Origin of the sequence: Collimonas sp. OK412 (genome assembly GCF_900112135.1) — a bacterium.
GTDB lineage: Bacteria > Pseudomonadota > Gammaproteobacteria > Burkholderiales > Burkholderiaceae_D > Collimonas > Collimonas rhizosphaerae.
Map to the genome: position 1 here is coordinate 1 of NZ_FOLC01000032.1, position 19028 is coordinate 19028.

The following is a 19028-nucleotide window of genomic DNA, read 5'->3' on the forward strand; positions in this document are numbered from 1 at the left end:
AAACCGGCGAACCAGCGATACGCAACGTTCACTTGTACTTCGCGCATCAACTGCCGTTCACTGCGTACGCCAAACAGATAGCCAATGAATAAGAGTTTGAACAACACTACCGGATCGAGCGCCGGACGCCCGTTATCGGCGCAGTACAGGTGCGCTACCTTCTCACGGATAAAATCGAAATCGACCGCCGCAGCGATCTTACGTAGTAGATGATCACTGGGCACCAGGCTTTCCAGTGTCACCATCTCCAGTTCGTGCTGGTACGGTGCAGGGATTTTTAGCATGCCCCATTATAGAAAAAGCCTTCCAATTTCGGAAGGCTTTGTCAGCAACCTGAGCCCCGCTCATTAACTGAGCGGGGCTTTTTTGCGTAGGATCGGCGCAGTCTCCTCACCGTGGCTTTATGTCCGGCCGCGTGAGTGCGGTATACTGGTTTATGTTGTGAATATTTTAACTTAATCCGAGAGCCCGTATGACAGTTAGCGTACGCAGCCAGGGCGATTTTGAAACGATTGCCCGTTCAACGATTCCCTCCGATCTGGAAGTCCTGAGGGCTTTGCTTGAGTCTGAGAGGATACCGGCGTTTGTCGTCGATGGCGGCATCAACCAGGTGTATTCCTTGCTGGCGGTCGCCACCGGCGGGGCTCGCTTGCAGGTGGCGTCCGAGCACGTGGAGGCAGCCAGGCAGATCCTGACGGCTTTCGAATCCGGGCAGCTGACGTTGGACGACGAAATTGTCGGCGAAGAGCGCGCTGCTCCGCCGGACAAGCGCAGGGGCCGTGCCCTTATCATCATGCTCATGAAATTACTGACTGGGTAGCGTTTAAAACCCTGTTTTCATGAGCCGGCGATCTTGAAAATCTCGGTCCACAATTGTTTTACTACGGAGATTTCCGCGGCTATGCGGCTCGCCGCCACGCGCGCTCGTTCCTCTCCCTGCAAACGGCCCTGGTGCTGCAGCTTGCGGAAAGTCCGGTAAGCGTCGGCTACTGCGTGAGCCAGGCCCCCATCAATCAGTCCGAGTTTCCCGCACAGTTTCAGCAAGGCGATATTGCCGATGTCGGCGGTCAGCTGCGGGTAGGCGGCGGCATGGCGCAGGATCAGGAATTGCACCAGGAATTCGATGTCGATCATGCCGCCGGCGTCGTGCTTGAGGTCGAAACGGTCGCTGCGGTTGGGATGGGCGTCGCGCATTTTCTGGCGCATTTCCAGCACTTCGCTTTGCAGCCTGGCGGCATCGCGCTGCTGGCTTAGCACTTCCACGCGCAGGGTTTCGAAGCGTTCGCCGATCGCGGCGTCGCCGGCGCAGAAGCGGGCTCGGGTCAGGGCCTGGTGCTCCCACAGCCAGGCCGATTCGCGCTGGTATTTCTCGAATTTGCCGAACGACGATACCAGCAGGCCGCTGGCGCCGTCGGGGCGCAGCGCAATGTCGATGTCGAACAGGATGCCGGCCGGCGTATGGCTGGTCATCCAGGTGATGAAGCGCTGTGCCAGCTTGGCGTACAGGGCCGGGCCATCCTGGTCTTCATCCTCATACAGGAACACCACGTCGAGGTCGGAAACATAACCGAGTTCCTTGCCGCCCAGCTTGCCGTAGGCGATCACGGTGAACAGCGGCGTCTCGCGGTGGCGGCCGGGCATCATGTTCCAGATCGCCTGCACGGTGGCGGCGACCAGGATGTCAGCCAGGATCGAAAGGTGGTCGGCCAGCGCCTCGACGCTGAGCACGCCCTCCAGGTCTTGCGCCAGCAGGCGGAACTGCTGGGCGTGGTGCATTTCGCGCAGGATGTCCATCTGGCGTTCGGTGTCGCCGGGAGCGGTGTCGAGCTGGCGCTTGCATTCCTGGGCGAACACCGGCCAGTCCGGTGCGGCATTCAGGCTGCGCGGATCCAGCAGCTCGTCCAGCAGGATCGGGTGCTGGGTCAGGTATTTGGCGGCCCAGTCGCTGGCGCTGATCATGCGGATCACGCGATGCAGGGTGGCGGGATATTCAGTCAGCAGCGCCAGGTAGGCGGCGCGCCGCACGATCGCCTCCAGGAAATCCAGCAGGCGGTTGAGGGTAGGCAGGTGGCGCTCGGGTTCGGGGATGGCGGCGACCACCGGCAGCGCCGCGTTGACCAGCGCCAGCAGGCGCGTGCGGCTGGCGGCCGGCAGGTTTTGCACGCGCGTCGATTGCCAGGTGGTGACCAGCCGTTGCGCCGCCGCCGAGGCGTCGGAGAAGCCGCAATGGGTCAGCACCAGCGCAATCGTTTCGCGGCTGTCGGTTTCGCTCAGCGTGTGCAAGGGATTGTCGCACTCATCCCAGTCTTGCTGGCTGGGGCGGCTGTGCTGCTTGTCCTTGAAGATGTCGTCGAACTGGGCATCGACCAGGGTCCGGTGCTTGTCGAGTTCCTGCATCAATGAGGCCACGTCGGCAAAACCCATTGCCTGGGCGATGATCAGGCAGTCGGCGCCGTTGGTGGGGAAGGTATGGGTTTGCGCATCGTCCAGGTATTGCAGCCGGTGTTCCAGGTTGCGCAGGAAATCGTAGGCTGCCAGCAGCTTGTCCACCACTGCGGCGTCCAGCAGGTTCTTGGCCGCCAGGGTGCGCAGGGTGGTGCGGGTCGAGCGGTCGCGCAAATCGCCATCGCGGCCGCCGCGGATCAGCTGGAATACCTGTGCCAGGAATTCGATTTCGCGGATGCCGCCGCGTCCCAGCTTGACGTTGTTGCTGCGCTCAGGATGCAGCGCTTCCAGGCGTTTCACTTCCGAGCGGATTTGCGCATGCATGGAACGCATGGCGTCGATCGAGCCGTAATCCAGGTAACGCCGGAACACGAACGGACGACTGATGTTGGCCAGGGTGGCGATATCTTCCGGCCGCCCGGTCAGCGCGCGCGCCTTGCACCAGGCATAACGCTCCCATTCCCGGCCCTGGGTCACCAGGTAGGTTTCGACCATGTTGAAGCTCGCCACCAGAGGCCCGGAAGCGCCGTTCGGCCGCAGCGCCATGTCGACCCGGAAGGTGAAGCCGTCTTCGGTGATCTCGGACAATGCACCTATCAGTTTCTTGCCGAGGCGAGTGAAGAATTCATGATTCGACAAGGAGCGCTGTTCTGCGCTTGTGGTCTGCGTATCGCCGTCTTCCGCGTACGTGAAGATCAGGTCGATATCGGAGGAAACATTGAGTTCGCAGCCGCCCAGCTTGCCCATGCCCAGCACCAGCAACTCCTGCGGCTGGCCCGATTCTTCGCCCAGCGGCGTGCCGTGCAGCGCCACCAGGTCTGCGGTCAGCGCCGCCAGGTGGGTTTGCACTGCAAATTCGGCGAAAGTGGTGATGGCGCTGACCACTTCGTCCAGGTCGGCCAGTCCGCGCAAATCGCGTTCGATCAGGGTGCATACCAGCAGGTTGCGTAGGCGGCGCATGGCGCGCGGTAACGGCATGCCGGAATCTGTTTCTTTTTGTAACAAGTGCTTAAGCAGCGTCTGGTCGACGGTTAATCTTGTCAACGGCTTGGCCAACTCTGCGACCTGTCCGGCGCGTCCGGCTTCGGCATTCACCCAGCGTGCAAAATAACGCGAGGCGGCGGTGCTGCTTAATAGAGATGGGGTCACGGGGATGAGATCAGGGATTGAAGGGTAAATGGCGCAAAATTCAAAGAAAATAGCAGGGTTTTCGACGGTCTTTTTGTTTTTTTAGCTATGCGCGGGCATGATCCATGCGAACATATGGCTTGGCGGCTTGTCGAACATCAACAGCTTGCCACTCTGGAAACACCCAGATGCAGCCGATTTATTTTACTTCCTATCCCTGCTCAGTTGGGGGACAGAGTAACAGGCCCTAGCCGCTGTCTCACAATGATTAATTTTACCCATTCTGATTGATGTTGGAAGAACAAGCAAAAATCCCGCCGCCGGCCAGCAAGCTTCAAATCTGCTGGCGCGCCGGGATCGCCACCTATAGACACGCTAACCTGGTCACCCACCATCTGCTGGGGGCTTTGCTGACGCTGGTGGTGGTGGCGTATTTTCTGTTTTGCGGACTGTTCCTGGGTTTGCGTTATGTAGTGCTGCCGAACGTCGGCTACTACAAGGCCGAGGTCGAGCATATCGTCAGCAAGACAGTCGGCAATCCGATTTCGATCGGCACGATCCAGGCCTCCTGGCATGGCTTGCAGCCGCGCCTGGTGCTGGACAACGTCGTGGTGCACGACAAGGGCGGCCAGCCGGCGCTGACGCTGCCGCAGGTGGCGGCCACCATTTCCTGGCGTTCGGCGCTGGTGGGGGCGGTGCGGCTGGCTTCGCTGGAGATCAATAAACCCGATTTGCAAATCGAGCGCGATGCCCAGGGCAACCTGTTCGTCGCCGGCATCCTGGTCAACTCCAAGCAGGAAAACGACGGCGCCGGCGCCGAATGGCTGCTGGCCCAGCGCAAGATCGTGATCCGCGGCGGCCAGGTACGCTGGCGCGACGACCTGCGCAAGGCGCCAGAGCTGGTCCTGGCCAATATCGACCTGGTGCTGCAAAACCGCTGGCGCCGCCATCAGCTGTCGGCGCGGGCGACGCCGCTTGCCTCATTTGCGGCGCCGCTGGATCTGCGGGCGGATTTTGTCCATCCGGTATTTACCCACAAGACCGCCGATTTCAAGCGCTGGACCGGCACCCTTTACGCGAACCTGCACGATGCCGACCTGACGGTGTGGAAGCCTTACTTCGATTATCCCTTCGAGATCAGCCAGGGCAAGGGCGCGGTGCAAGCCTGGCTTGACCTGGACCATGCCAAGGTCAGCAACTTTACCGCCGACCTGGAGCTGAACGACCTGGCCATGCAGCTGCGGCCCGACCTGCAGCCGCTCAGCCTGGCGAATATCAGCGGACGCATTTCCGCGCATGAGGAACTGGGGCCGGCGCCGCAAGATGGCGCGCCGACCTTCGGCGCCAACGGCCATGCCGTGACGCTCACCGATTTTTCCCTGAAAACCGCGGACGGCCTGAGCCTGCCGCGCACCACCATCAGCGAATCCTATGCGCCGGCGCGCGGCAAGCAGGCGGAAAAATACAGCTTGCAAGCCAAGCAGCTGGATTTGCAGACATTGGCGAGTTTCGCCCAGCGCTTGCCGCTGACAGCCGCGCAGATCAAGATGATTGACGATTTTGCGCCACGCGGCCAGTTGCGCGACTTTGCCGCGCAGTGGCAGGGCGCTTATCCGGCAATCGTGTCGTACAGCGCCAAAGGCCAGTTCGACGGTTTGACCGTCAACGCCCAGGCGCCGCATGCGGCGCAGCCCAAGACCGCCAGCCAGCCGGCGCAAGCCGCGGTGCCTGGCATTCCGGGGATTGAGAACCTGAGCGGCAGTGTCGACGCCAACCAGGACGGCGGCAGCGTCAGCCTGAAATCGGAAAAAACCCAGCTGGAATTGCCCGGCTTCTTCGATACGCCGCTGCTGCCCTTCGACAAGCTCGACATGCAGGCGCGCTGGCATTTCCAGCAAAAGAATGTGCTGCTGCAGATCGACAGCATGGATTTTGTCCAGGACGGCCTGGCGGGATCGCTCTCGGGCACGCATCTGCTGCCGCTGCAAGACCGCCACGGCGTCGCGCTGGGGGTGATCGACATGACCGGCAGCATCAGCGAATTCAACCTCAAGAAAATCGGCACTTACCTGCCGCTGCATACCCCCGAGCATTTGCGCAACTGGCTGGTCGGCGCGCTCAAGGAGGGCAAGGCGAAAGACGTGACGATCAGGCTCAAGGGCGACCTGGCCGATTTCCCGTTTCACACGGACACCGCGAACGCTAAACCGAAAGGCGAATTCAGCGTCGCCGGCAAGATAGAAAACGGCACGCTGGAATACGACCCCTCCCACGTCGGCCAGGATGGCAAGCAGCCGCTGTGGCCGCTGCTGGAAAAGATCGAAGGCACGTTTGCGGTGGACCGTACGCGCTTGCAGATCAAAGCCGCCACCGCGCAAACCTCGGCGGTGACGGTAAGCGACGTGACGGCGACGGTGCCGGACCTGGCGTCGCATGACGAGATGCTGCTGATCGACGGCACCGCCGCCGGCGCCTTGCAGAATTTCGTGCAGTTCACCAACAATAGTCCGGTGCTGCACTGGATCGACGGTTTCACCAGCGAATCGCAAGCCAAGGGCAATGCCAAGCTGCAGTTGAACCTGCAACTGCCGCTGGCGCATGTGATCGACGCCAAGGTCACCGGCGTGCTGCAATTCCAGAACAATGACGTGGTCCTGCAAAAGATCATCCCGCCTATCGCCAACGCCACCGGCCAGCTTGAATTCAATGAAAAGGGCTTCAACCTGAACGGCATCAAAGGCAGCCTGCTGGGCGGGCCGGTGCAAGCCAGCGGCGGCACCCAGGCCGATCGCCAGACTGTGATCAAGATCGAAGGCAGCGCCGGCGCCGACGGCTTGCGCGCCATGTATCCGGCCGCGTCGATGCAAAAGCTGCTGTCGCACGCCAGCGGCAGCAGCCGCTATACCGCCACCGTGGCGATCCGAGAGCATCATCCTGAGCTGGTGGTCGAATCCAGCCTGCAAGGCATCGGCCTGGATTTCCCGGAACCCTTGCGCAAGAGCGCCAGCGAAGCGATGCCGCTCAAGTTCGAGTGGCTGGGCGTAGCTTCCGACGATGCGGCGATGGCGCGCGACGAACTCAAGCTGGCCCTGGGATCGGCCGTCGTTGCGCGTTACCAGCGGCAGAAGCCGCTCGGCAAGAGCGCCGCCGAGAACGGTAAACCGGCCGACTGGAAAATCCTGCGCGGCGGCATCGGCATCAATGCGCCGGCGCCGGACCCGGATAGCGGGCTGGCGATCAACATGAATGCCAAGACCTTGAATGTCGACGCCTGGAACAACCTGGCCGGCGCCTTGAACGAAGATGGCGCCGCCAAGGCCGGCGAGGAAACACCCCTGACCGGTCTGGCGCAGTATGCCGAACCGAACCTGGTGTCGGTCAAGGCCGGCCAGCTGGTCCTGCTGGGCAAGACGCTGGACAATGTGGTGCTGGGCGCTACCCATCAGAAAAACGCCTGGCAGGTCAACATCGATTCCAGGCAGGCTTCGGGTTACGTCACCTGGAATGCCGCGCCGTCGGGCCGCGGCCTGGGCAAGGTGACCGCGCGCCTGTCTTCGCTGATCATTCCGCAAGGCGGCGAGACGGATGTCGGCGACGTGCTGGAAGGCAAGGGCGGCTCTACCCAGATTCCCGGGCTGGACATCATCGCCGAGGATTTCCAGCTGCTGGGCAAGAAGCTCGGGCGGCTTGAACTGAGCGCCAACAACGTGCGCGCCAATGTCGGCAACGAATGGCGCATCCATAAGCTGTCGATCAAGAATCCCGATGCGGAATTGAAGGCCGACGGCAAATGGACCACCGTCAACGGCGACAACACCACCAGCCTGACCTACGCCATGGATATCGCCGACGCCGGCAAGCTGCTGGACCGCTTCGGTTTTGCGCATGTGCTGCGGGCCGCCAAGGGACGCATGGATGGCGAAGTCAGCTGGAAGGGTTTGCCGTTCACCATGGATATCCCGTCGCTGTCCGGCCAGATCAACCTGGACATGGCGGCCGGCCAGTTCCTGAAGGTCGATCCCGGCGCCGCCAAGCTGCTCGGCGTGCTCAGCCTGCAATCGCTGCCGCGCCGCCTGACCCTGGATTTCCGCGATATTTTTTCTGAAGGTTTCGCTTTCGATAGCGTGGTCGGCACCGCTTCGATCACCCAGGGCAAGGCGCATACCGACAATTTCAAGATGCGCGGCGTGAGCGCCACGGTGCTGATGGATGGCGTCGCCGATATCGCGCGCGAGACCCAGGACCTGCATGTTGCGGTGCTGCCGGAAATCAATGCCGGCACCGCTTCGGTGGTGGCGCTGGCGATCAATCCGGTGATCGGCATCGGCACTTTCCTGGCGCAGCTGTTCCTGCGCGACCCGCTGATGCGGGCCTTCACCTTTGAATATAATATTACCGGCGGCTGGACCGATCCGGTCGTGACCAAGCTGGACCACAAGACCGACACGCCGGCGGCCGGTACCCCCGACCTGTCGTCCGGCCGCTAAGCAGCCAGCCAAGCAGTTATCCAGGCAGCCGCTCCGGCAGTTGCCCCAGCACAGGAGTCCGCACGATGAACCAAGCACTCAGCCCAGCCAGTTTCAATGTCGCCGCAATCCAGATGGTGTCGACGCCGGTGCTGGAAGAAAATTTCAACACCGCGCGGCGCCTGGTCGCTGAGGCGGTTGCACAAGGCGCGCAACTGGCGCTGCTGCCCGAATACTGGCCCATCATGGGCATGGTGGACACCGACAAGCTGACCTGCGCTGAAATCCTGGGCGAAGGGCCGATCCAGGCTTTCATGGCGCAACTGGCGAAAGAATACGGTATCTGGCTGATCGGCGGCACCTTGCCGATGATTGCCGATGAAGCCGGCAAGGTGCTCAACACCACCCTGGTCTACGATCCCGACGGCCGGCAGGTCAGCCGCTACGACAAGATCCACCTGTTCAGCTTCAGCAAGGGCGAAGAGTCCTACGACGAGGCGCGCACCATCGTCTACGGCAAGGACACCGGCAGTTTCCAGGCGCCGTTCGGCAAGGTCGGCTTGTCGGTCTGCTATGACCTGCGTTTCCCCGAGCTGTACCGGGCGCTGGGAGATTGCGCCCTGATCGTGGTGCCGGCGGCATTTACCTACACCACCGGCAAGGCGCACTGGGAAATCCTGCTGCGCGCCCGTGCCATCGAAAACCAGTGTTACGTGCTGGCGGCGGCGCAGGGCGGCAAACACCCCAACGGCCGGCGCACCTGGGGCCACAGCATGCTGATCGACCCCTGGGGCGAAATTAAATCGGTGCTGGCGGAAGGCGAGGGCCTTGTCAGCGGCAGCATCGACCCCCATTTCCTTAAGGGAGTGCGGGATAGCCTGCCGGCGTTGCTGCATCGCAAATTATAGGAATAATTGGCAATACGATATGACTATTTTCGCCGTCGAGGCCAGCCCCGCCTCGGATGCTCTACAATCCGTACCAACACCACAGTAAAACCGGAATACCAATGAAACCATTCGAACCAAACCTCGGTACTTTAGCCATTGCACGCGATATCCTGCTGACCCCGTTCGGGCTGGACGAATCGAGCTTGCTGAAAGCGCTGGGGACCATGTTCACGCACAAGGTCGACTACGCCGATCTTTATTTCCAGTTCACCAAGAGCGAAGGCTGGAGCCTGGAAGAAGGCATCGTCAAGACCGGCAGCTTCTCTATCGACCAGGGGGTAGGCGTGCGCGCCATCTCCGGCGACAAGACTGCGTTTTCCTATTCCGATGAAATTTCCGAACGCGCCTTGCACGATGCGGCGGTAGCTACCCGCACCATCGCGCGCCAGGGCGCCGGCAAGGTCAAGATCGCTGCCGGCATGGCGCAAAGCGGCGGCCGCTCGCTGTACCTGCCGCACGATCCGCTGGTGTCGCTGGACGCCACCGAAAAGGTCAAGCTGCTGGAACGGGTAGAGCGGATGGCGCGCGCCAAGGATCCGCGCGTGGTGCAAGTGATGGCCGGCCTGGCCGCCGAATACGATGTGGTGCTGGTGGCGCGCAGCGATGGCGTGATCGCGGCCGATATCCGGCCGCTGGTGCGCTTGTCGGTGACCGTCATCGTCGAACAGAACGGGCGCCGCGAAACCGGCAGCAGCGGCGGCGGCGGACGCTACAGTTACAGCTATTTCAGCGATGCCTTGCTGGAGGAGTACGCGGCCGATGCAGTCGCCTCGGCGCTGGTCAACCTGGACGCGCGGCCGGCTCCGGCAGGTCCGATGACCGTGGTGCTTGGACCTGGCTGGCCCGGCATCCTGCTGCATGAAGCAATCGGCCATGGACTGGAGGGAGATTTCAACCGCAAAGGCTCCAGCACCTTCTCCGGCCGCATCGGCGAACGGGTGGCGGCCAAGGGCGTTACCGTGGTGGATGACGGCACGATTGCCGACCGCCGCGGTTCGTTGAATATCGACGACGAAGGCAATCCTAGCCAGTGCACCACCCTGATTGAAGACGGTATCCTGAAAGGCTATATCCAGGACACCATGAACGCGCGCCTGATGAAGATGCCGGTGACCGGCAATGCTCGCCGCGAATCGTTCGCCCACCTGCCGATGCCGCGCATGACCAACACTTACATGCTGGCCGGCGACAAGGATCCGGCGGAAATCCTGGCGTCGGTGAAGAACGGTTTGTACGCAGTCAATTTCGGCGGCGGCCAGGTTGATATCACCAACGGCAAGTTCGTGTTTTCGGCGAGCGAAGCCTACATGATCGAAAATGGCAAGGTCACCTATCCGGTCAAGGGCGCCACGCTGATCGGCAACGGCCCGGACGTGCTCAACCGGGTCTCCATGATCGGCAACGACATGAAGCTCGATCCCGGCGTCGGCGTTTGCGGCAAGGAAGGCCAGAGCGTGCCGGTCGGCGTCGGCCAGCCTACGCTGCGCATTGACGGCGTGACCGTCGGCGGCACCGCTTAAGGCGATGGCTGAAGCAACCATGATGGAATGGCACTGGCTGCCGTTCCAGGAGCTGAGCACCGTGCAATTGTATGCAGCCATGCAATTGCGGCAGCGCGTGTTCGTGCTGGAGCAGACCTGCGTATTCCAGGATGCCGACGGCGTCGACCTGTATTCCTGGCATGGCCTGGGTTACCTGCCGAACGGCGAACTGGGCGCCTACGCGCGCATCGTGCCGCCGGGGAAGGCGTTCCACCTGCCGTCGATCGGGCGGGTAGTGACCGCGCCCGAGCTGCGCGGCAAGAGCGCCGGCTACGAACTGATGCGGCAGGCAATGGCGCAAACCGCCAGGCTGTTCCCGGGGCATGAGGTCAAGATCGGCGCGCAAGCCCACTTGCAGCGTTTTTATGGCAGTTTTGGCTTCCAGCCGGTTGGCGAGCTGTATGACGAAGACGGCATTTCACACATCCACATGATTGCGCCGGCTGCGCAGTGATCTGTCACGCGGGTGTCGGCTTGACTGGCGCCAATGCTTCGACTTTCCTTTGCAACATACCTGTGGCGGCAATCAGTTCGGCAAGTAATTGATCGCCTACCTCAAGATGGCCTTCATACTCGGCCACATTGCGCCGCTGGTGGCATAACGCTAGCACGCGCCAGATTTCCGGTTTTATTCGCAGAGTGTGTTCCAGGCATTGGAAAACAATATAACGATTATCCGAGCGGTAGCCGTGCCAGCGCAGGGCGGCCAGCGCCAGTGCGTGCGACGCGTTATACGCCAGGTCGAAACGACTCTCGATGGCAAGGCTGGTGTTGGCGGAATCGGCCAGCCGGGCTTTCGCCGAGCGCAGCAACCCGTTGAATTCGCCCTGGTTCGCCGGTTCCGATTTCAGATTGCCGGTCTTGAACAGGTTTTCAAGATTCTGGGAGGACATCCGCAGAGCCTAGCAGAAAAATTTTCGGCTGCTCCAATAGGCGCAGCACGAAAGCATTTTTCTCCATTAGCTTACGTTCCAGTTCCTGCATTGAATAAATCGAGGGATTCACCGGCCTCGCAAGCTTCGCTTCGCTGTCGCTTAGCAAGGTGTACAAATCTGCGTAAGCTACATGGTCGCTGACGATGAATATATCGATGTCGCTTTTTGCCGTGTCGCTGCCTTTGGCAATAGAGCCATAAATAAAAGCTGTGCGAATTTTATCGGATAGAGGCAATAGCGCGGCGCGTAAAATGTCCGCCAGGCCGACTGTCTTGAGCATGATGCCGCGCAGTTCCTCGAAAATCGGCGCCTCGCGATTCGCCTGGTAATGTTTCTGGTTGCCGATTCTTTTGGTTGTCACCAATCCTGATGCGGTCAGCTTTTCCAGTTCGCGTTGCACGACGCCGATTCCTGAATCGACAAATCGCACAATCTCGTTTGTATAAAAGCTGCGCTCTGCATTGACGAACAGCAGCCCCAGCACTCGCTGCTGTACCTTGGAAAAAAGCGCATCTGCCAATCCGATTGAATTGATACCCATAAATGGAATGTTAATACCCTATTTGGGTATTGTAAAGCTGCTTTGCATTCTGGCTCGCCAGCTCAAATCGGGTTATCCTCCTCAGGCAAATTGATCGCCGTCTTTAACCGGGAAGCTGAATGAGCCAGAGCTTGCAAGCGATTGCGGAACGATACGATGTCGACGACCGCATCTTCAAGGAAGAGATCGCCACCCAATACCAGCCGGTGGTCCTGCGCGGCTATGTCAAACATTGGCCGGCGGTGCAGCTGGCCAAAACCTCTACCGAAGCGATTTGCGGCTACCTGACGAAACTGGATAGCGGCAGCGACGTCGATGCCATCATGACGCCGCCGCATGCCAAGGGCCGCATTTTCTACGATGAAGCCATGAACGGTTTCAACTACCTGCGCAACCGGCTTCCGGTCTCCGCCATCATCGAACAGTTGCTGCGTTACCGGCAGTTTGCCAACCCGCCCGCGGTTGCGGCGCAGAGCGCGCTGATCGCCAATTGCCTGCCGGGTTTCCTGGACGATAATTCATTGTCGGTGCTTGGCCCCGAGGTCATCCCCAGGATATGGATAGGCAACGCCGTCACCACGCCCGCACATTTCGACGATGCCCATAATATCGCCTGCGTGGTCAGCGGCAAGCGCCGGTTTACCTTGTTCCCGCCGGAGCAGATCGGCAATCTTTACATCGGACCCCTGGATTTCGCACCCACCGGCGCGCCGATCAGCATGGTGGCGCTGAACGAGCCGGACTTCGAGATGTATCCCAAGTTCAGGGAGGCCCTGAAGGCAGCCCAGGCGGCCGAGCTGGAGCCGGGCGATGCGCTCTACATACCGCCGCTGTGGTGGCATCATGTCGAATCGCTGCAGGCATGCAATATCCTGGTCAACTACTGGTGGGGCGGCGCGGTCGGCACTGCCGACTCCATCCATTCCGGCTCCGACAGCCTGATGCTGGCGCTGGTCAACCTGAAAAAACGCGCCCCGGCTTATCGCCAGGCCTGGGCCAGCATCTTCAACCATTATGTGTTCGACTCCGGCCAAGATTTGACCGCGCACATTCCGCCGCATCGGCATGGCGTCCTGGGCGACATGTCGGCGGAGCAGGAACAGCAGGTGCGGAGCTACCTGGCGAACAAACTGAAAGGCCCGTAACGGACGGGCGGTGCTCAACCTTCATCAACTGGAAAAATCATGTCAGACATCAGCTCGCCGCAGCAAATAGCCGCATCATTGACAGAACACTGGTCGCCGCGCGTAGTCGCCGAGGTTGACGATTCTTACGTCAAGGTCGCCAAGGTAAAAGGCTCCCTGGCCTGGCACAGCCACGATCAGGAAGACGAACTGTTCCTGGTCCTGAAAGGCCGCCTGCGCATCGAAATGGAAGACCGCACGGTTGAACTGGGCGAAGGGGAGATGTTTGTCGTGCCCAAGGGTGTGCGGCATAACCCCGTGGCGGAGGAAGAGTGCCACCTGATGCTGATCGAACGCAAAACGACGCTGCATACCGGCGACGTCGTCAGCGACAAAACGCGCTCGCTGGCCGAGCAGCTGCGTCCGGTCTGATAGCAGGTTTGCGGGCCTGCATCACGCTGGGTTTTGTTCACGCTCCAGCAGCGCATGCTTGCGTTCCACTCCCCAGCGATAGCCGGAGGCGCTGCCGTCGCTGCGGATCACGCGATGGCAGGGAATCGCCACTGCCAGGCTGTTGGCGGCGCAAGCTTGCGCGACGGCGCGTACCGCCTTGGGCGAGCCGATGCGGGCGGCGATCTCGGCGTAGCTGGTGGTGCTGCCGGCCGGGATGTCGCGCAGCGCCTGCCACACGCGTTGCTGGAAAGCGGTGCCGCGCACGTCCAGCGGCAGGTCCAGGCCGATGGCAGGCGCTTCGATGAAACCCACCACTTGCGCCACCAGCTGCTCGAAGTCATGGTCGGCGCCGATCAGATGCGCGCGCGGGAATTTATCCTGCAAGTCATGCGCCAGCGCGTTGGGATCGTCGCCCAGGAAGATGGCGCAGACGCCGCGTTCGCTTTGCGCCACCAGGATCGCCCCCAGTGAACATTCGCCGATCGCAAAACGGATATCGGTGTTGGCGCCGCCGGCACGGTAGTCGGTCGGCGTCATGCCCAGCACTTTGCCGGAAGCTTCATAAAAACGGCTGTTGGAATTGAAGCCGGCGTCGTAGATCGCCTCGGTGACGGAATGGCTGTGGCTGAGATGGTCGCGCACTTTTTTTGCCCGGTGAGCGTTGGCGTAAGCCTTGGGCGTCAAGCCGGTGACGGCCTTGAACACGCGATGGAAATGGAACAGGCTGAGGCCGGCGTCGGCGGCCAGCATTTCCAGGCTCGGCAGTTCCTCCGCGCGCTCGATGCGGCGGCAGGCGGCTGCTACCAGTTCGGCGTGATGGGCCGCCACCGAGGTCTGGTCGGCGCCGCGTTTGCTGGGCCGGTAGCCGGCTGCTTCGGCTGCTTCCGGCGTATCGAAAAACTCGACGTTTTCGGGGCGCGGCAGGCGTGTCGGGCTGCTCGGGCGGCAATACACGCCAGTGGTCTTGACGGCATACACAAATTGCGTGTCTGCAGCCGGATCGCGCGCCAGCACCGCTGCCCAGCGCGGATCGCGTTCGGCAGCCTGCCTGGCGGTGTGTTGGTATTGTGTCAGCGGTCGCATATCGGTTTCCGGTTGGATATCGTAGCTGTACTTTAGCAAGGCGTCGGGGGCGCGGCACTCCGAGTCTTGCTGTCGAATTCAGACCATATCATTAGCCGGCGGATTTTTCGGAAAACGCCACAAATACCAGGCGGCCACGGTGCGGTATGGACTCCAGGCCAGGCCGATGTCGCCGATCTGTTTCCTGGTCGGCGCCTGCGGCAGGTTCTTCAGGCGGCGATAGCCTTCGCGCACGCCGAAGTCGTCGGCCGGCAGGATATCCATGCGCTCCAGCGTATAGATCAGGAACATCTCGACTGTCCAGCGGCCGACGCCGCGCAGGCTCGTCAGCCGTTCGATGAGGGCGGCGTCGCTCATGGCCGCAGCGTCGGCGCGCAGAGGCACGACGCCATCCAGCGCAGCCTGGGCGATGCCGTGGATAGTGGCGATCTTGCCGGCCGAGAAGCCGCAGCCGCGCAAGACATCGACCGGCGTATCCAGCAATTGCCGTGCGCTTGGAAAAGGCGTGCCGGCATATAGCGCCAGCATGCGGCCAAGGATGGCGTCGCCGGCGCGCGCATGCAGCTGCTGGTAGGCAATCGCCCGCACCAGGGCTTGATAGGGATCGCGCGCCGGTTTGGCGGCGTGGCGGCACGGGCCGACATGGGCGATGTGGCGCTCCCAGTCGGAATCCAGCGCCGAGAGGAATTGCTCGGCTTCAGCGTAGGCGTTCTCGGATGTATCCGCGGCGATCATGGTTGAACCAGGCATTTAGGCAGCCTTGCGAAAAGTGAGGTTGATCCTTTGTCCGCCGAGCAGAGGATGCTCGGCTTCCTTCAGCGGCAGCACGCCGTGGTAGCGCAGCCGGTCGACGCCGCCCCAGACCACGACATCGCCATGGAACAGCGGCACGCGGGCTGCCTTGTCGCCGCGCTCATGGCCGCCGAACAGGAACATCGCGGGGATGCCCAGCGAGACGGAAACGATGGGGGCGTCGTAATCCTGTTCATCCTTGTCCTGATGCAGCGACAGCCTGGTTCCCGGCTGGTAGCGGTTGATCAGGCAAGCGTCCGGCAGGAAGCCGTCGAATCCGGCCTGCGCTGCGGCGGCTTGCGCCAGCTGCAAGAAAACGTCGGGCATGGCAGGCCAGCGGCGGCCGTTGTCGGGATCGATAGCGCTGTAGCGATAGCCGCGGCGGTCGCTGGTCCAGCCGAGAGCGCCGCAGCAAGTCATGGCTACCGACATGCGGAAGCCGCCCGGCGTCACCAGGTGGCGGAACGGCGATGCTTGCTGGATTGCTTCCAGCTGCGGCAGCAATTGCGCTACGTATGGCGTGGCGAAAGCGCGCAATACGACAGCATCTTGCGCCAGTTGCTGCTGGCGGTTATCGGACAATTCCTCGGTGTCGAACAAATCTAAAGTCATGTGATGCTCTTCATAAGGCGTCATGGAAAATCACGCCCAGCGTGTGCCGCGACCCGGAGCGGATGCGGCTGACGCCATGCCGTAAATTTACCCTATATGCGCCGCGCTGGCCCTGGACCGGGCGATTGTGGACGGCAAACACGACAGCGTCGCCCTGGACCAGGGGAATGACTTCGGGACGCGATTGCATGCGCGGCCTTTGCTCGGTCATCACGAATTCACCGCCGCTGAAATCGCGGCCCGGTTCGGATAGCAGGATCGCCGCCTGCAGGGGAAACACGTGTTCGCCGTACAGGTCTTGATGCAGGCAGTTGTAGTCGCCGGCGCCGTATTGCAGCATGAGCGGCGTCGGACGCAGTTGTCCCGCCGCGTGGCAACGAGCGATGAAATCGGCATGCCGTTGCGGGAAGCGGACGCCGATATCCATGGTTTCGTGCCAGCGGTTGGCGAGCGGCGCCAGCAATGGATAGAGGCCGGTGCGCATGGCGCCGACCAGGTCGGGCAAGGGATAGCTGAAATATTTGTACTCGCCGCGTCCGAAGCCGTGGCGTTCCATCAGCACCCGGCTGCGGAAGATATCGTCGCGCGGATAGAGCGCGATGAGCGCCGCGCATTCTTCTGGCGTCAGCAGGCGCGGCAGCAGGGCGCTGCCGTAGTTGTCCAGGTCCTGGTAGACGTTTTCCCAATCGATGCGGTTGAGCCGGTCGGCGATGGCGCCGCCATCCGGCATGGCGCGGCGTGCGACGGTGTTCATGCCCGCGCCTCGCGCTGCAGCAGTGCTTGCTTGCGTTGCACGCCCCAGCGATAGCCCGAGATGTCGCCGTCTTGCCTGATGACCCTGTGGCAGGGGATGGCCAGCGCCAGCAGGTTAGCGCCGCAAGCGCCAGCCACCGCACGCACGGCATCGGGCTTGCCGAGGCGATTGGCGATGTCCTGGTAGCTGGCGGTGGCGCCCGTGGGAATTTGCAGCAGCGCCTGCCACACTTGCTGCTGGAAACCGGTGCCGCCGATGTCCAGCGGCTGGCTCAGCTTGTATTCCGGCCAGGCTATCGCGGTATTGATTTCCGTGATCAATCCTCGCAGCGCGTAGTCGCTCAGGGCGAGTTTTGCCCTGGGGAAGCTGCGCGCCAGTTCGCTGGCCAGGACTTGTTCGTTATCGCCGAACATGATGGCGCAGATACCGTGCGAGCTCTGGGCCGCCAGGAATTTCCCCAGCGGACCGTCGCCGACGGCGTAGCGGATCTGCTCTTCCACGACAGTATCGGGTTGCCTCAAATAGAGCCCTGTCGAGGCAGTGCCGTGCAATGTGTCCATGATTTACTCCAAAGTGGTTGATGGTTCCCAGTCTAGGCAGGCAACCGAACCGTCGCACTCCGGCTCTTGCGGTCGAATTCAGTAATGTTAAATAGGGTCAGAGTCGAATTGTTGACCGGTCAACAATTCGACTCTGACCCTATTTATTCTATTTGTTTGGATGCGGACTGCATGCCCTGGTGCTCGGGGAGTTTTGTGCGGAATTTACATCAAATTTCGCATATATTTGATTTTCAGTCACATATGTATTGTGAGCGGGGTGGTTTTTCTTTGTTGCGCCGGCCGTCAAACTGCATGGCGTCAAACTTCAAACAGGAAAAACATCATGCCACTCGCACTTTGGGCGCTGACGCTCAGCGCTTTTGCCATCGGGACGACAGAATTCGTTATCGTTGGCCTGATTCCAACTATTGCCGCCAGCCTTGGCGTTTCCGTTCCTTCGGCCGGCTTGCTGGTCAGCCTTTATGCATTGGGTGTCGCGGTAGGCGCGCCGGTGCTGACAGCCTTGACCGGCCGTGTGCCGCGCAAGCATCTGTTGCTGGGCCTGATGGCCTTGTTCACTGTCGGCAACCTGGTGGCATGGATGGCGCCGGGGTATGAAGCGCTGATGGCGGCGCGTGTGCTGACGGGGCTGGCGCACGGCGTGTTCTTCTCGATCGGATCGACCATTGCCACCAGCCTGGTGCCGAAAGAAAAGGCAGCCAGCGCCATTGCCCTCATGTTTACCGGGCTGACGGTGGCCTTGGTCACCGGCGTGCCGCTCGGTACGTTCATCGGCCAGACTTTCGGCTGGCAGTCGACTTTCCTGGCAGTGTCGCTGCTGGGAGTGATTGCGTTTGTCGGCAGCTGGATCCTCGTGCCTGACAATATCGCCAGCAGCAAGCCGGCATCGTTGCTGACCCAGGCTGCCGTCCTGAAGAAACCGCGGCTGTTGCTGGTATATGCGATCACGGCCCTGGGTTACGGCGGTTCTTTTATCGCTTTTACTTACCTGGCGCCGATCCTGCAGGAAGTCTCCGGCTTCTCGGCTTCTACGGTGAGCCTGGTCATGCTGGTGTACGGCGTTTCAGTGGCATTCGGCAATATCTGGGGCGGCAAGCTGGCTGACAGGAAGGGGCCGATACGCGCATTGCAGATGGTGTTTGCCTTACTGGCGCTGGTCCTGTTCGTGCTGACTTTTACCGCGGCCAATCCTTGGCTGGCTGTGCTGACCGTGCTGGCCTGGGGCGCTTTTGCCTTCGGCAACGTGCCGGGCTTGCAGGTGTATGTGGTGCAGCAGGCGGAACGCCATGCGCCGCGTGCGGTGGATGTGGCTTCCGGCCTGAACATTGCAGCGTTCAATGTCGGCATTGCGCTGGGCGCCTGGGGTGGCGGCCTGATCGTCAGTCATCTCGGCTTGATGGCGACTCCCTGGATCGGCGCTATCGTGGTGCTGGGCGCGTTGGGGCTGACTTCGCTGGCGGGACGGCTGGATCGGCGGGATGGGATTGCGCCTATCGTTGGTTCGGGGCATGCGGTTGCCATGCATTGATCAGCGAAGCCAGGCCGGCTACAGTTTTGCGCCGCCGCCAGGTGTGGTAATCCTGGCCTTGCCAAATTTCTGGAAATCCTGCACTATTGGCCTTGATTTTAATAATCCTTTAC

17 protein-coding genes are annotated in these 19028 nt (G+C 61.4%); 8 read left to right on the forward strand and 9 right to left on the reverse strand.

The annotated features are described in order from the left end of the window. The coding region (locus tag BM062_RS22235; RefSeq protein WP_139220162.1) for a transposase at positions 1 to 284 on the reverse strand (284 nt) is incomplete at its 3' end. A gap of 188 nt (positions 285 to 472) precedes the next feature. Here BM062_RS22235 and BM062_RS22240 point away from each other — a divergent pair. Then, positions 473 to 820, forward strand: coding sequence for a putative signal transducing protein (locus BM062_RS22240; protein WP_092401073.1), 348 nt, complete (start codon positions 473 to 475; stop codon positions 818 to 820). Positions 821 to 837: 17 nt separating this feature from the next. Here BM062_RS22240 and glnE read toward each other — a convergent pair whose 3' ends face one another. Next, positions 838 to 3594 carry a bifunctional [glutamate--ammonia ligase]-adenylyl-L-tyrosine phosphorylase/[glutamate--ammonia-ligase] adenylyltransferase gene (gene glnE, locus BM062_RS22245; RefSeq protein WP_092401076.1) on the reverse strand — a complete coding sequence of 919 codons (2757 nt, stop codon included), beginning with the start codon at positions 3592 to 3594 and terminating at the stop codon, positions 838 to 840. Positions 3595 to 3863: 269 nt separating this feature from the next. Between glnE and BM062_RS22250 the strand changes: the two genes are divergently transcribed. From BM062_RS22250 to BM062_RS22265, 4 genes are all read left to right on the forward strand, one after another. Beyond that, positions 3864 to 8060, forward strand: a complete 4197-nt coding sequence (locus tag BM062_RS22250) for a YhdP family protein (protein WP_254785213.1) — start codon at positions 3864 to 3866, stop codon at positions 8058 to 8060. Between the two features lie 65 nt (positions 8061 to 8125). Continuing rightward, a complete protein-coding gene (locus tag BM062_RS22255; RefSeq protein WP_092401082.1) occupies positions 8126 to 8947 on the forward strand; it encodes a carbon-nitrogen hydrolase family protein in 822 nt (273 codons plus the stop codon). A 101-nt stretch (positions 8948 to 9048) separates the two neighbouring features. Beyond that, on the forward strand, positions 9049 to 10509 hold the full coding sequence (gene tldD / locus BM062_RS22260; RefSeq protein ID WP_092401085.1) for a metalloprotease TldD: 1461 nt from the start codon (positions 9049 to 9051) through the stop codon (positions 10507 to 10509). A gap of 19 nt (positions 10510 to 10528) precedes the next feature. After that, positions 10529 to 10984: a GNAT family N-acetyltransferase gene (locus BM062_RS22265; RefSeq protein ID WP_092401187.1), complete on the forward strand. Its 456-nt coding sequence runs from the start codon at positions 10529 to 10531 to the stop codon at positions 10982 to 10984. Positions 10985 to 10988: 4 nt separating this feature from the next. Here BM062_RS22265 and BM062_RS22270 read toward each other — a convergent pair whose 3' ends face one another. Then, positions 10989 to 11423 (reverse strand): hypothetical protein, encoded by a 435-nt coding sequence (locus BM062_RS22270; RefSeq protein ID WP_092401088.1) that lies wholly within the window; start codon positions 11421 to 11423, stop codon positions 10989 to 10991. After that, a complete protein-coding gene (locus tag BM062_RS22275; RefSeq protein ID WP_092401091.1) occupies positions 11404 to 12006 on the reverse strand; it encodes a nucleotidyltransferase domain-containing protein in 603 nt (200 codons plus the stop codon). Before BM062_RS22275 ends, BM062_RS22270 begins: the two co-directional genes overlap by 20 nt. Positions 12007 to 12125: 119 nt before the next feature. On the opposite strand from BM062_RS22275, the gene BM062_RS22280 reads away from it, so the two are divergent. Both BM062_RS22280 and BM062_RS22285 read left to right on the forward strand, forming a co-directional pair. Next, positions 12126 to 13151, forward strand: a complete 1026-nt coding sequence (locus BM062_RS22280) for a cupin-like domain-containing protein (RefSeq protein WP_092401094.1) — start codon at positions 12126 to 12128, stop codon at positions 13149 to 13151. A 39-nt stretch (positions 13152 to 13190) separates the two neighbouring features. Then, the gene (locus tag BM062_RS22285) at positions 13191 to 13562 is read left to right on the forward strand and encodes a cupin domain-containing protein (protein WP_092401097.1); all 372 of its coding nucleotides are present in this window, start codon (positions 13191 to 13193) and stop codon (positions 13560 to 13562) included. Positions 13563 to 13583: 21 nt separating this feature from the next. On the opposite strand, the gene ada is transcribed toward BM062_RS22285, so the two are convergent. The 5 genes from ada to BM062_RS22310 form a co-directional block, all read right to left on the reverse strand. Beyond that, entirely contained in the window at positions 13584 to 14666 is a 1083-nt protein-coding gene (gene ada / locus BM062_RS22290; protein WP_092401099.1) for a bifunctional DNA-binding transcriptional regulator/O6-methylguanine-DNA methyltransferase Ada, read from the reverse strand. Between the two features lie 78 nt (positions 14667 to 14744). Then, positions 14745 to 15416 (reverse strand): DNA-3-methyladenine glycosylase family protein, encoded by a 672-nt coding sequence (locus BM062_RS22295; RefSeq protein ID WP_092401102.1) that lies wholly within the window; start codon positions 15414 to 15416, stop codon positions 14745 to 14747. Further along, entirely contained in the window at positions 15417 to 16070 is a 654-nt protein-coding gene (gene alkB, locus BM062_RS22300; RefSeq protein ID WP_092401105.1) for a DNA oxidative demethylase AlkB, read from the reverse strand. 10 nt (positions 16071 to 16080) lie between these two features. Beyond that, positions 16081 to 16800: a 2OG-Fe(II) oxygenase gene (locus BM062_RS22305; RefSeq protein ID WP_217647637.1), complete on the reverse strand. Its 720-nt coding sequence runs from the start codon at positions 16798 to 16800 to the stop codon at positions 16081 to 16083. Between the two features lie 20 nt (positions 16801 to 16820). Then, positions 16821 to 17384 carry a methylated-DNA--[protein]-cysteine S-methyltransferase gene (locus BM062_RS22310; RefSeq protein ID WP_092401111.1) on the reverse strand — a complete coding sequence of 188 codons (564 nt, stop codon included), beginning with the start codon at positions 17382 to 17384 and terminating at the stop codon, positions 16821 to 16823. Between the two features lie 325 nt (positions 17385 to 17709). Here BM062_RS22310 and BM062_RS22315 point away from each other — a divergent pair, with 325 nt between their 5' ends. Beyond that, positions 17710 to 18915, forward strand: a complete 1206-nt coding sequence (locus tag BM062_RS22315) for an MFS transporter (RefSeq protein ID WP_092401114.1) — start codon at positions 17710 to 17712, stop codon at positions 18913 to 18915. Positions 18916 to 19028 lie beyond the last annotated feature (113 nt).

What these genes read in the sequence shown, in the direction of transcription:
- BM062_RS22275 (WP_092401091.1), bottom strand. Translation starts at nt 12,006, where the DNA reads ATGGGTATCAATTCAATCGGATTGGCAGATGCGCTTTTTTCCAAGGTA.
- BM062_RS22285 (WP_092401097.1), top strand. Translation starts at nt 13,191, where the DNA reads ATGTCAGACATCAGCTCGCCGCAGCAAATAGCCGCATCATTGACAGAA.
- BM062_RS22280 (WP_092401094.1), top strand. Translation starts at nt 12,126, where the DNA reads ATGAGCCAGAGCTTGCAAGCGATTGCGGAACGATACGATGTCGACGAC.
- BM062_RS22270 (WP_092401088.1), bottom strand. Translation starts at nt 11,423, where the DNA reads ATGTCCTCCCAGAATCTTGAAAACCTGTTCAAGACCGGCAATCTGAAA.
- BM062_RS22295 (WP_092401102.1), bottom strand. Translation starts at nt 15,416, where the DNA reads ATGCCTGGTTCAACCATGATCGCCGCGGATACATCCGAGAACGCCTAC.
- BM062_RS22310 (WP_092401111.1), bottom strand. Translation starts at nt 17,384, where the DNA reads ATGGACACATTGCACGGCACTGCCTCGACAGGGCTCTATTTGAGGCAA.
- BM062_RS22305 (WP_217647637.1), bottom strand. Translation starts at nt 16,800, where the DNA reads ATGCCGGATGGCGGCGCCATCGCCGACCGGCTCAACCGCATCGATTGG.
- ada (WP_092401099.1), bottom strand. Translation starts at nt 14,666, where the DNA reads ATGCGACCGCTGACACAATACCAACACACCGCCAGGCAGGCTGCCGAA.
- BM062_RS22255 (WP_092401082.1), top strand. Translation starts at nt 8,126, where the DNA reads ATGAACCAAGCACTCAGCCCAGCCAGTTTCAATGTCGCCGCAATCCAG.
- BM062_RS22265 (WP_092401187.1), top strand. Translation starts at nt 10,529, where the DNA reads ATGATGGAATGGCACTGGCTGCCGTTCCAGGAGCTGAGCACCGTGCAA.
- BM062_RS22315 (WP_092401114.1), top strand. Translation starts at nt 17,710, where the DNA reads ATGCCACTCGCACTTTGGGCGCTGACGCTCAGCGCTTTTGCCATCGGG.
- alkB (WP_092401105.1), bottom strand. Translation starts at nt 16,070, where the DNA reads ATGACTTTAGATTTGTTCGACACCGAGGAATTGTCCGATAACCGCCAG.
- BM062_RS22240 (WP_092401073.1), top strand. Translation starts at nt 473, where the DNA reads ATGACAGTTAGCGTACGCAGCCAGGGCGATTTTGAAACGATTGCCCGT.
- tldD (WP_092401085.1), top strand. Translation starts at nt 9,049, where the DNA reads ATGAAACCATTCGAACCAAACCTCGGTACTTTAGCCATTGCACGCGAT.
- BM062_RS22250 (WP_254785213.1), top strand. Translation starts at nt 3,864, where the DNA reads ATGTTGGAAGAACAAGCAAAAATCCCGCCGCCGGCCAGCAAGCTTCAA.